This window comes from Ekhidna sp., assembly GCF_963691765.1.
GTDB lineage: Bacteria > Bacteroidota > Bacteroidia > Cytophagales > Cyclobacteriaceae > Ekhidna.
Map to the genome: position 1 here is coordinate 4,141,717 of NZ_OY829375.1, position 13,385 is coordinate 4,155,101.

Here is a 13,385-nt window from a genome sequence, read left to right on the forward strand (position 1 = left end):
TTAGTTCTCAAACTTTATTCTCTCAAGAATCTCATTCTTTCTTCTTAACAATTCTGGATCAACCTTATCCTTGTGTTTTTTCTTATCAGAAAAAATGTACTTGTATTTAGCTTTGGTGATTTTAAAATCATAATCCTCTGCTTTACCAAAAATATCTATCCCGGTTTTGAATGGAAGTGGGGAATCAAGAACAGAAATATGATACTTATATGTAAGATCTAGATTCTGTATTCCGCCTATGGCTACTTTGTATCTATCCATTACCACCAATGATGGGAATATTTCAAGTACACCATTTTCCATAGCCATTTCTACAGCAAGTGTATCCAATGTGTTCTTTTCTCGATTTTTAAACTTAAGAGTTTTTGCCAAATACTGAAAGGTCTCACCATCAAGCAAGACTAAATTTTGTCCCTCCATTCTTGCAACCGCCTGAAGAGAGGATTCATTGATAGCCATATTTTCTCCAATTTTTGCTGAGCCACGCATTCCCAGATTGACTACACCATCAAAGTCCTTTGCCATAGGTAGTAGTGTATCCATAAATGGCATTATTTCAATCATATTATTAACATCCACATCTGTTAATCGAATATTAAAATTCGTAGAAGCCTTACTCTTTGACTTAGCGGTATAGCGTGCGCTCGCATTAAGATCCGCTGCCTTAGTTTTCATTTGTAGGTTGTTCATCTTAACGCTTTGATTTTTGAGAACCACGTTACCCTTGACATCATCCAGTGTCAAATCACCGTATCTTACTTTTAGCAAATCAAGTCTAAGATTAAAATCAATATTCTTAGGTACTACAAACGTTTCTATTTCATCTGAATCGCCAGCATTCGTCAAAGTGTCCAATGAAGCTAAATCGTGTGTCTCGCTAAGTGTATTGGCTTGATCTAATACTTTTGTAACAGTATTAAGGTTTAAGTACTTTGATTTAACGTTAAGATCTGCTTTCAAGGACGTAGTGTTAGACAACGTCTTCTGCAGATTATAAATATTGCCTGAAAGATTCAAGTTAGATTTCCCTAGTCTTATAGTTGCATTTTTAAGCGTAAACTTGTTAGTAGCTACTCGCACACTTGTTTCCTTTACAACTACTTTTCGAGGAAATGCCTCGGCAAATAAGTTTAGATTTTCAAATTTAAACTCTCCTTTCATTGGCCATTTCTTACCTTTTTGTACCAACTGGAATTGATACTCAAAGTTTTTCAGACCAGCCCTGTTTAATCCGGTAGTTACTCGCATAAACTCACCATTTAATTCAGACTTAATCAAAGGCACAGTTGGTTGATTTTTAGCAGAGGTCAATAAAACGAACCCCTTAATTGCTTTTCCGCTTACAGTTAGCGTATCTCCTAATGTTGCACTCCCATTATATAAATTGACGTTTGCACGAATTGGCGAGATCCGAGTAGTATCTTCTAAAGGTGTTGTTCGCATGTTAACGTTCAGCCTCTTAGTGTTTACCTCTGCCATGTGTTTAACATTGAAAAGAATATCAGAAAACTTGATCCTACAATTAAGGAATCTTGCATTTTCCTGACCTAGCTTAGATACATTTTGAGATTGGCCAAAGGTGAGCTTTGAATTAGTGGTTTTAAACTTGATACTATCATTTAAATAATTAAGATCGATATCCGAAAGAACAGTTGTCCCTGTTACTCCTATCTTTCCATAATTATAGTTTACAACATCTTTTAAGTACAAATCACCTTTCAAGTCAAACTCCGCGTTACCAGTAGCATCTAAATCATCAATAGGAAAGGTTTCAAGAATATCATCAAAATGGAGCTCTCCTTTACTTCCAAAAATGATGTGAGGATCTGTGAGAATCTCAGTGACACTACCATTTAGATTTAATGTCACTCCATCACTTACTATATTTAGCTTCGAGAGGTTTATAGCAGATGACCGCTTGTTAAGGTAGTCAATCTTAGCTCCTACATTTGTCTCAAATAATTCGAGCTTTTTTGAGAAACCATCATAAGAGGCCTCTCCATCACTAATATTTAAATTAAGATCGACAACAGGGAAGCTATTACTGTCATATTTTCCATTGATATTAGCCTCAAGGTCTACTTCTCCCTTACCTTTTAATCTACTTAAATCCATGTATCTTAAAGGAATTAAGTCGAGGGCTTCTCTAATATTAGAAGTAAATATTCTACTCTCAAGATCTACTATTATAGATCCTATTGAATCTTGTTCTATTGTTCCTCTAGATTCTATTTCTAACTCATGATCAACAACCTTGAGATTGACAGTGTCAATACGAATTTTATTTGTAGATAAATCAATATCGCTTCTTGAATGAAAAGAAATTGTTACTGGATTGAGAATAGCCTCTTCTTGAAGTTTCAAAACCATATCTGTTAGTTCCAGATCCAGATCACAATCTAAGTGATCATTCAAGTATGAGACTTTGCCAAAGATGTCGACATTTTCAACATCCATGGTGAAATAGTTGGTAAAATCTTCGAATTTAATAGCACCATTTACTATTTGAATATCGTCAATAACAAATGTATCTCCACCCTCGGTACTACTGGTCTCAATGGCAGTTACGCTATCCACAGCTGTTGTGTCCTCTTTGAGAATACTCCAGTTAGTAACTCCTCCTTTGTCTAAATTGGCATAAATAACAGGGGCGACAATAGCGAGTTTATCAACGTGTATCTTTTCATCAGAAACAATTGAAACAGGATTCAAGAAAATATCTAAAGATTCGAAAGAAAGTAGTGAGTCAGAATTACTGGAGATAAGCAAACCATCTTTAAGTGTAACCTCCAAATCTGGAAATGTCGAGAAAAAAGTAAGCTCTACGCTACCCAAGTCTAATTGACCATCTAAATAGTCATTTGTAAGTTCTAGAGCTTTAGGGGTCAACTTTTCTGGTGTGAAAACGAAGTTTATAACCACTCCTATTGCAATGGAAATTACTAGAAAGACGGATAAAAAAAACAAGAGTGTTCTCTTAATAAATTTTTTACCAGAAAAGGCCATTGTTAAGATTTTATAAGATTTCCAATTTCTTAGATTGAAGTTAATAACATGTGTTTACAACATCATTCATTTAAACGGAAAAACATAGATAATATATATGATACAGCAAGGGAATGATAATGCGACTGTCGAAAGAGTCTAAAATAGTTCCATCTATTGAAGTAAGAAATTACTTTTGCGACATTCAACTGCCCAACCCAATGAGACTAGGACAATTCGCCAGAAAATATGATATCCGTGTTCAGGATCTCATTTCCTATCTAGAAAGTGATTCAAATGAAGAAATTCATTCTAATACTAAATTGAGTGAAGAAGAAGAGAATAGTGTACTAGACTTCTTTGGTATTGAACCTGAAGAGCTTGCGCCTGATCCGCTACCTATAGTTGAAACAATTGCCGAAAGTAAATCTAAAGAAGAAGATGTAGCAGAGATTGAATCCAATGACACTCTGGTTAAAGCTGAGTGGGATGCAAATGATTCAGGTTATGAAACGTCATTAGACTCATCCTTGCATGAAACACCACTTGAAGAAATAGCTTCTGTAAATGGAGAAATTGAAATTAAATCAAGTAAAGAAGATGAATCGATAAAAGCCGATGTTCCTGCTGAAGTAGTAAATCAAGTAGTAGATACACCAGCACAAGATGAGGTTATCCAAACCGACAAGCTGCTTGAGATGCTAGAATCTGAAGAAAACCCAGCGGATCTCGATAAAATCAAGTTAATTAAAGCTCCGAAGAAAGAACTTTCTGGATTAAAGGTTTTAGGTAAAGTAGAATTACCCGAGCCCAAGAAAAAAGAAGACAAGAAAAAAGAGCCACCTACTGAAAGTGAGTTTGTAACTGAAAAAGACCTAAGAGAATACAGACATCCAAGAAAGAAAAGGCAACCTCTAACAGCAGAAGAGAAGGAAAAGCGTCGATTGAAGGCCAAAAGAAAGCAAGAAGAGTACGAAGCAAGAAAGGAAAAAAGGAGAAAGCAAAAGGAAAGTCAAGAGAAGAAAGCCAGAAAGGAAGCACACTACAAACAAAAATTAGATAGTGTTAAAGCTGTTAAGGAAAAGCGTAAGGCAAAAGAACAGACTCCTGTTTTGATTGAAAACACTGATAAGAGACCGGCTCCTAAGACCATTCTCGGCAAGTTTTGGAGATGGATGAACACCTGATTTGTGTAATACTCTTAATTAGCTTTTATATAAAAATGTAGGTTGTTAATCCTTGACCCTACTTCTTCCGTCGTATTTTCATTATTATCATTTGATAAATTGACGGTTATGGTCTTTATTAGTTAATTAATCAATGCCATCAGCCTACCACTTGTTGATTCTTAGAAGCTTAACCATACTTATCATTTGCAGTGTTGCTATTACGCTAGCAATTGCTCAGGATAATACTGACAGCCTTTGGCGTGTTTTTAATGAAAGCGATGATCTTGTAATAAAAGTAGAAACACTTAACTCCATTGCCTATTCTTTAAGGTCTTCAAATCCTGATAGCACACTCCTACTTGCTGAAAAAAGTGAACGTATGGCTCAAGCCGCCGGATATAGACTGGGCATAGCTGATGCTAAAATGCGTGCTGCGATAGCACATACAAATCTGGGCAATTTTTATCGTGCACTTCAACTCTATTTAGAAGCACAATCAACTTTTGAAGAGCTAAATAATAATGAACGTGTTGTTGGATGCACAAATAACATAGGCAGATTATACAACTTTTTAGGAGATCATGATCGCGCATTAGAATACTATGAAAAAGCGGTGAGAGGCTTTAACATACAGAATGACCCTCGTGAAGGGAATGTACTGAACAACATAGGATACATTCACAAAATCGACGGCAATTATGATTTAGCTCTTGACTATCTAAGAAGAGCTTGGGCTATCGCTAGAGAGATTAATGATCCAAGTAGTGCCTTATACCCTATTTATAACATAGGCAGTGTTTATGTTAAGTCAAACAACCTTGACTCAGCGAAAATATATTTAGATAGCGCAATTAGTCTATCTAATATGCTACGCAATCAATACATTCTAAGCCTTGCAAAGATTGATCAAGGAAAAATGCATCTAGGTCTTAATCAAATTAGTAATGCTGAAACATCATTTAAGCAAGCATATAATATTGCATCAAAAGCTGGACTAAGGTCAGAACTTAGAGATGCAGCAAGATACCTTGCTGATGTTTATGAGATGCAAAACAGATTGAAGGAAGCTTTACAATTCCATAAGACCTACAAGTCTACCAATGATTCATTGTTCAACAATGATCTTGCTAGGCGCATAGCCTTTCAAGAAGCAGAATATGAATACAACCAACTTCAGATTCAGCAGGAAATAGAACAAGAAAGAGAAAGACTTGAACAGGAAAATGAATTAGAAGTAGCAATCTTAATTCGTAATTCGCTCATCGCGGGTTTATTATCAATGTTTGTGATCACTTACCTCCTATTTGTAAACTACAAGCGTAAACGTAAAGATCATGAAGCCCTTCAAAAACTTAATATTCAAATAGAAAAGCAGTCAGAGGAATTGCAGCGTGCTAATCATGAGATTATTGTCATGAACAACAACCTTGAAAAGGTCGTAAATAAGCGCACCGAACAACTTAAAATTCGAAACCAACAACTTAAGGAATACCTTTCTTCAAATTCACATATTGTACGTGCTCCACTAGCAAGAATACTTGGGTTGGTAGACCTATATGATCCAGAAGATTCTGTCAACCTACCATTTATCAACGAGAGCCTTCAAGAGTCTGCGACCGAACTAGACAATGCACTAAGAAGCATAAATGAAAAGCTAAGTGACGAACAAGAAGCTTAGTTAATTTTAACTTACTATCTAAGAGCTAATCAATAAATCCAACTCCGTTCTAGCCTAGTATGAAAAATCTTCAAAAGATTACCTGTAAACAAGGTAAGGACCTTTAGTACGCAACTCTTCTTCAAGTTCTTTGTATGCAGATTTATTCCAGTCTTTTAGATGAGGAGTTTTGTCATCTGTTTTTTTTAAAGTAGCTCTTGTAGCAACAGGAGAATTGCCTTTGTTATAGGTAGTCAAGTACCCACCTTTTTCAGTAGCTCTCAATATCGTAATTGCTACTGGACGCTTTTCAGAATATGCTTGAATAATTACTTGCCGTTTATTCTCATATGGAACACCTCCAACGAAGGTATCTATCCTTTCACCACTCCCTTTAGAATTGACATATTGCTGGCATTCTACACCCTTTTTTTTATCTACACTTAAAAAGAATCGTTCAAATTCGTCCGTAGCACTGTTGATATAATAGACATAATATGTTCCTGAAAACTGATCTCTTTTAACATTGTGTTGATTTTGAAGCTTGGCATAGATTCGATCGTTACCGTTTTCTATGTATTCTTTAACTATTTGTGTTAAACGTTCCGCATCTTGATTGCATAAATCACTATTCACAAACTTATCACGCACCATATCCCAGGTTTCAGGACCCCCACGCTTTGCTTTATCTATGGTAATTGGTGAGTCTGAGAGTTTTACCATAATCTCTCGTGTGACTACTGGATGAGAATCCGAATTTTCTCTAACAAAGGTTGATGTTAGCCCCTTAAATACTCCTTCTTCTTCATCATCCATGGCCATAAGATGCTTTCTTTTGCCCGTTGGCACTAGATCTACAAACTCATTGTGAATGATTCCGCTTTGAGTTAGCAAAAAGGAAATGAAATCGTGACCATACTTTACTGTGCCTTTATAAAGCTCTTCATTAGAGTCACGATATACTTCAAAACTTTTTTCATTCTGGGTTATAGACCACCTAAATGAATAAACATTGTTATCGCCATAAACTGTTGAAAAAGAAATCCAGGTTCCAATCATCTTTTGAAGCTTATTGATTTGTAATCGCTGCATGAGCTTCTTATTGACTTGTCTAAGTCCTTCAATATCATGATCGGTAAATTGCGTTAGCTTTATTCGCTTTGCATCATATTGCAGGTAGTTAAAGATCTCTTCCAAATCTGGATCCTCTTTGCGATCCTTCTCGTAAATAATTTCGCCTTTTAATTTGACTGTTTCTTGGTTAAGAGAAATTTTTCTAATCAGTCTATTTGAGCAAATAGTATCATTTCTGTGATCAGTCCCTAGATGGAGTGCATTGAACAATGAACTTTCTCTATTATTACTCAAATATGATATGATAAAGAGCACCTCTCCTTTTTCTGTATCCAGAAGTGTTAGCTCCAAGATATTTCCTTTGACAGTTCCTTTACCTTTATAATTTTTTGTCTTTCCTTTCGAGTCTAGTGAGTAGTATTCTGCCTTATAAAATATATCGAAGTAGTCATCTCTTACTTTTATTTCACGAAGTACTAGTGGAGCTCTGACAAAGGTTTTTCTTATTGGATTGATGTAATACATGTAGTAGTGTAAAACATTGGTACTCCGAGAACCAACATCCGTCCAATCTTTAAAGAACTTTTTATCTATACCTTTTTGACTTTTCTGAAGTAGTCTATTAAGTAAAAGACCAGCAGAGGTGGTTGTTAATATACCTAAGAATATTCCCTGATATTGTTTAATTGAAAGCGTAAAGAAATCTTTAAGAGATCCTAAAAAGGCATCGATGGTTTCCATAAAAGTGGACTTAGGTATAAGCTATTAGCTTATTTAGTTTGGTGACATGCAATTAAATCTAGCATAAAACCATTAAATACCAATTCAATACTCCCATCAATCTGAAAATATCCAAAGAATAATCATCTAAACTCCACATAAGCGACTTCAAACTTGAAGTCACCTTCACGCTTTTCATCTGTAATAAAGCCTACACGTATAATGTCATCCTTGACATCTTCTGTAAAAGATTTGCCAGTAAAAGTACCAAGTCTATATTGTTTAAAATCAGCTAATTTGAATGTCTTTGTGACCCATTCCTGACTTTTAGAAAGACTCATTTTATAATTTGGGATCCAAAACCTTCGGCTCGTTTCCATAGTGAAAGCAAGCTTCATTCCCTCACTTCGATAACGTATTTCTACTTCGTGATATTCTGAAAGATCATAGGATTTCCATGGCCCTCTATATGAAGTAAAGCCGCCATTATTAGCCAGTGAAACTGAACCGAAAAACAGAACTCCTTGATCCGTTTCAACAAGCTTTCCTTTGGACAAACCTCCCATTACACCATCATTAAGCACATACCACTCATTGAGTGTATCATCAGAAAATTTTATAACTGTAGATTGAGTTAGCAGAAGTGCAATACTTAATAATGCAAGTGTTTTCATAAGACGCTGTTTGATCAGTATAACAAGAAAAACAACTCACTGTTTAAGATTGATTAGCTCATTAACTCGGGCAACTCGTAAATGGATTGATATAGTCCTTCTTTTTGAACATAATCCAGCATAGAAGAATAAAAGGTATCTCCCCCTAGTGTTGCAGAATCACCGATCATAACAAGGCGTAGTTTAGCTCTTGTCATAGCAACATTTAATCTTCGATACTCTTTCAAAAAACCAATCTCTCCTGAAGTATTACTTCTTACTAAAGAAATATAGATCACGTCCCTCTCTTGTCCTTGAAATGCGTCCACGCTATTTATATCGACATTTTCTAAAACGCTTGAAAGTTCCTCTGACTTCTGGATCATTTTGGTTAAAACTTCAACTTGTGCTTTATAGGGAGCTATAACACCTATAGTTAAGCCAACTAGATTTTCGCTTTCCATTAATTTGGTCAATAGCATGGCCTCGCCTTCATTATATGTACTTAGAGTTTCTTGTTTTACCTTTTCTTCATACCCTGCACCTGCGGTATCTATAAATCTGATGGAGTCTTCGAATCTGCTATTTCTACTAAGGATGCTTTCATCTGCAACAAGTTTTCCATGATAAAACTGTTGGGAGGAAAATCCCATTATGGCTGGCTCCATTCTATATTGGGTTTCCAACATTACAACACCTTCTGTCTGAGATTCAAGCCCGCGGGCAAACAGTGTGTGTTCTAACCCATCTTTGGCTGCTTCGATTGATTTAATAGTCGGTGGTAATTGGTGATGATCACCAGACATAATGACCCGGTTAGCCCTAACAATCGGTATCCAAGCAGCAGCTTCCATCGCTTGAGAAGATTCATCAATAAAGACGGTTTTAAATCTCCGATCTTGAATAAGTGAATGAGCAGCTCCTGTTAACGTACAAGCAATGACTTGCGCACGATCTACGAGACTATCTGAAATGTAATTTTCCAAGTGTCTTGATTCAGACTTAAGTGCACGTGCCTCTTTATAGAGCATATCCCTTTGCTGCTTCTCTTGCTTACCAAACTGCCTCTTGAATTTTCCTGCGAGTGCACGGTATTCTTCAGATTGCTTTCGCATTTCTTTTAACCGACTAAAGTCTGGATGTTTACTGATCCTTACATCTAAGCTGTTTTCAACAACATCTGGAGTTAAACGTGCTGGATGACCCAATCTTAATACCTTGACATCTTCCATAGCCAACTTTTCAACCAATAAGTCTACAGCAGCATTACTTGGTGCACATACCAACACTTGCTTTTCCTCTTTGACTACTTCTTTGATGCACTTTGTTAGTGTTGTTGTTTTACCTGTTCCAGGAGGTCCATGAACAAACACCACATCTTGAGCATGTAAAATTTTAGTAAATGCTTGATTTTGAATGTGATTTAATGCAGGTATTTGGAATGTGTGTCCACTTTTAAAATAAGCTTGATTTTTACCATACAAAATATCGCGAAGTTCTGCTAACCTATCATTTGAGGCATTCATCACAGAATGCAAAGTCTTATTCATTTCACGATAGGTACCATCATCAAAAAGTAGATTAACACCGAGTTTATCAGTACTTACCCACTCAGGGAGAAATGACTGATTTAAAACAATGCGCATGACACCTTCTTTAAGGTATCCAACTACTCCTCCTAGCGTCTTATCTTTTTCTTCTGAACCTGAAAAAACACTAACTACACCACCAACTTGAAAAGCATGTTTTTGCGTTTCTTGATTATTCTTAGCTATTTCTAAGGTTATCCTTTCCCCCGTGCTTATAAAGTCTTTCTCTATCCTAATTGGATACCAGGTCACTCCATTTTTAACACGATCCTTAATATTAGTATTCATCATACGCTCTTCATAAAGCGCATAATCTGCAGCCTTCTCTTTCTTTAGAAGCTTTACTTGGTGTTCAAAGCTAGCGCGAATGTCTCCTTCATCCATTCGCCGAAAGTAAACACAAAGGATGAATTACTAATTCAATTTAGTCCAATCCTCTCACTACCAAATCCATTACTTCCTTCTGCTCCGAAATCGACCGATTACTAACTTGCTTTATTTCAATAGGTTTCTCTGATTCCACTTCTTGTGCAACAAAAACTGGCGTTGGAACCTTAACTACCTTCTCCACAAAAAGCGTATCCACCTGTCTGATTTCAATAGTATCACGAACCATTACTTCGACTATTTGATTTTGTGTAACAACACGTTCAGCCTTAGGCATGAAGAATATGACATATATGATTATTGCCAGTGAAAATGCATGTGTGTAAGCTGGTAATTTGAATTGTATTAAAGCAAATATCCCACGTCTCTCTTGCTGTTTAAATTCAGTCATTAGCGACGCCTTCACATCCTTTCTGACTTTTATTTGTTCACTAGCTATTTGAGTTATTCCATTTCTTAACTCCTCGTAAGTGTCTTGTCCCAATTCTGCATCGACAATAGCTTTCTCATCGGCTGTCAAAGAATGATAGGCTTTGGTTTTTAGTAGGGATTCTATTTTTTCAAACTCTTTCATCTCAATATTTTAATGAAGTTCGTATTTTCTCTTTTGTATAAAATAATCGTGACTTGATTGTTCCTTCTGAGATATCCAGCATCTCAGCGATTGTTTGAATCGGAAGTTCTTGTTGATAACGAAGAAGGAATAACATCTTCCTTTCCTCACCCATCTCATCCAGCAATTCATGTATTTGATCTGTCAAGACTACCTCATCTAATTGATGTTCTTGTAGCTGGGTAATTGGCTCTTCATGAAAGTGCGCCTTCTGATATGCTTCTTCAAAACTTCTCTTTCGATAAGCATTTTTGCACATATTAGATGCAATTCGAAAAAGCCAAGGTTTGACCATGTACGATTCATCATATAATTCTGGTTTGTTAATAATCTTAGAAAATAGATCATGAACAAAATCTTCAGACATTTCACGATTAGACCAAAGCATCCGATAAAAGAATGCATTTAGTCTGTCGGCATATCGATTATATAGAATAGAAAAAGCCTGATGGTTCCGGTTTTTAACCAGCACCATCAGCTCTTCATCAGTCCTATTTACGTGTTTATTAAAGATCATTACTCTTCAATCACTTCCATAAATAATCGAAAACCAACACTAATATCCGACCCCTCGTAATTTGTAATGCTTTGAATAGTAGCTTCTTCAGCTGAATGATTCCAACTTCCGCCCATTGCCTCTCCAGGAGTTTGCGTCATTTCTGAGATATTCCCCACAACATCATATAAGCCCATGCCATTGGCAAAGTAGCTGCCTACTGGCGCTGCAAAAGTGAACCCATCACCTTTTACACCTCCAGCACATATAACATCCTCAGGTACTTTAATATTTGCTAAATAACAATCCTTTGAATTTTTAATGTTGTTTCTATAATTCCACGCACCATTGTACCATGGATAAGAAATAGTATGCTCGGATAGATCGTAAGAGTTAATTGGTGCCTTTCCTTCTTTTTCCTTGGCTTTAACCGTATTTTCCTCAAGTTTCCAAGATGTAAAGTCTTTATAGCCTAGAGCTGCTATCATCCATTCTTCCTTGGTTGGTAATCTGAATTCTACCTTTTTGTACTTTCTTTTTTCTTGAGCATTGTATTGTACAGTTAACCATTCACAATACGCTTTTGCTGTTTCATGCGTGATATCAATTACGGGATAATCAAGGTAATTGCCCCCTCTATCCACTTTAACAGACTGTGCATTTGCAGGACTATACTGATAGTTAAACAAAAGAGCTTTAGTAACATCGTCGTATTTAGATAAATCTGGCTTAGATTTTTCATATAGTTCCGAGTAACCATTTGTTCTTAAATACTCCATGAAAAACCAAAAATCATTATTGGTGAGTTCGAAATTTGAAACAAACAGATCGTCCTTCATTGGCTTCATGCTTTTATCAATTTTCTTAGTTTCAAGCTCTACAATCTTGAAAGTACGAGACGCTTTTCTTGAATTTAAAAGCAATTCTACGCGAGTCTTAATCTTCGATTTACCGGCTATAGATAAGATTTGATCTCGTATTTCTTCCGATCGTTGGTCATTGTTTAGGTTATCGTAAAACTCTTTCAACAGAAGAAGAGGAACGATATAATTTGAAGAAAGGACATTGCCTGTCGCATACTTTGGTTCGCCATTAAAATCGATTGTCAGATAATCTAAAAGAAATCGATCTTCGATATTTTCTCTTAGTATTTCAAAGTGATTAAAAGACTTATCTCCATTTGTCGAAGCTAGCCCAATCACGTATAAGTTGTTCTCGAGATTTTCAAGACGCTTTCGAGGTAATGTAAGCGCATAGAATACTTCAGCTTGATTTTCAACGCTCATCAAATCGTCAACACTGGCTTGAAGGTTTTTCTCTTCTAGAACATTGGTTACATAAGATTCATCACTAGCCAATTCAAGGTTGAGTACGGATACGTCTTTACGAACCCCCATTACATCTTGCAAAACCCAGATTGGAATTGTAGTATGAATTGCATCAGTTATTAAGATACCATTGTCACTTACTGACATTAGTAAATTATAGTTGTAGTTTAATGTACTACTATGAATAAGACCTTCATCGAATACTTTTTTAGAAATCTCAGACTTATCTTGATCGTTTTTTAGGTAGCTAAGAGCTAAACGGTCTTCTAATGCACGAACACCAGATTTATCAAGGTCTAACGCTTGTTCAAGCTGAATGATTCCATTCTCATCCCATCCATGTTGATGAAACGTTATGTAGTGGCTAGTGAATGTATTTGGAAACCGTTCCTTGACTTCATTTACAATTTCATCTAGAAGGTTGTCTGGTTTGCCAGCATATTTGGAGGCCTTGTAATAGTTTACCCACCCCTCTTCGTACTCGGGATTCACTTCGAGGTAATCTTTCCATGAAAGTAAAATCTCCCGATACCACTTATTGGTTCTTAATTCGGTGATTTTAGATGGCACATCTTCAGGTTTATCAAACCCAAATAAAACCGATGTGCTAAGTATAGCTATAAGGTAAATTAGCTTCTTCATTTTGATTCTGATTTTGAATGTTTGATAAGCCATACACTTCAAACTCAGCCAGGTTCAATTGAGAAGAATATT

9 protein-coding genes are annotated in these 13,385 nt (G+C 36.1%); 2 read left to right on the forward strand and 7 right to left on the reverse strand.

The genetic code is table 11. The features are described from left to right. Positions 1 to 3,006 carry an AsmA family protein gene (locus ACY650_RS18535; protein ID WP_462249859.1) on the reverse strand — a complete coding sequence of 1,002 codons (3,006 nt, stop codon included), beginning with the start codon at positions 3,004 to 3,006 and terminating at the stop codon, positions 1 to 3. A 200-nt stretch (positions 3,007 to 3,206) separates the two neighbouring features. On the opposite strand from ACY650_RS18535, the gene ACY650_RS18540 reads away from it, so the two are divergent. Both ACY650_RS18540 and ACY650_RS18545 read left to right on the forward strand, forming a co-directional pair. Further along, on the forward strand, positions 3,207 to 4,172 hold the full coding sequence (locus ACY650_RS18540; RefSeq protein ID WP_462249861.1) for a hypothetical protein: 966 nt from the start codon (positions 3,207 to 3,209) through the stop codon (positions 4,170 to 4,172). 133 nt (positions 4,173 to 4,305) lie between these two features. Continuing rightward, a complete protein-coding gene (locus tag ACY650_RS18545) occupies positions 4,306 to 5,832 on the forward strand; it encodes a tetratricopeptide repeat protein (protein WP_462249863.1) in 1,527 nt (508 codons plus the stop codon). Between the two features lie 78 nt (positions 5,833 to 5,910). Here ACY650_RS18545 and ACY650_RS18550 read toward each other — a convergent pair whose 3' ends face one another. From ACY650_RS18550 to ACY650_RS18575, 6 genes are all read right to left on the reverse strand, one after another. Further along, complete coding sequence (locus ACY650_RS18550; protein WP_462249865.1) at positions 5,911 to 7,626, reverse strand: hypothetical protein; 1,716 nt, start codon at positions 7,624 to 7,626, stop codon at positions 5,911 to 5,913. A 122-nt stretch (positions 7,627 to 7,748) separates the two neighbouring features. Further along, positions 7,749 to 8,279 carry a CIA30 family protein gene (locus tag ACY650_RS18555; RefSeq protein ID WP_462249867.1) on the reverse strand — a complete coding sequence of 177 codons (531 nt, stop codon included), beginning with the start codon at positions 8,277 to 8,279 and terminating at the stop codon, positions 7,749 to 7,751. A 53-nt stretch (positions 8,280 to 8,332) separates the two neighbouring features. Beyond that, positions 8,333 to 10,231 carry an AAA domain-containing protein gene (locus tag ACY650_RS18560; protein WP_462249869.1) on the reverse strand — a complete coding sequence of 633 codons (1,899 nt, stop codon included), beginning with the start codon at positions 10,229 to 10,231 and terminating at the stop codon, positions 8,333 to 8,335. 40 nt (positions 10,232 to 10,271) lie between these two features. After that, a complete protein-coding gene (locus tag ACY650_RS18565) occupies positions 10,272 to 10,808 on the reverse strand; it encodes a hypothetical protein (RefSeq protein ID WP_462249871.1) in 537 nt (178 codons plus the stop codon). 1 nt (position 10,809) lies between these two features. Next, complete coding sequence (locus ACY650_RS18570) at positions 10,810 to 11,364, reverse strand: RNA polymerase sigma factor (protein ID WP_462249873.1); 555 nt, start codon at positions 11,362 to 11,364, stop codon at positions 10,810 to 10,812. After that, positions 11,364 to 13,313, reverse strand: a complete 1,950-nt coding sequence (locus tag ACY650_RS18575) for a formylglycine-generating enzyme family protein (RefSeq protein ID WP_462249875.1) — start codon at positions 13,311 to 13,313, stop codon at positions 11,364 to 11,366. Before ACY650_RS18575 ends, ACY650_RS18570 begins: the two co-directional genes overlap by 1 nt. Positions 13,314 to 13,385: the final 72 nt, after the last annotated feature.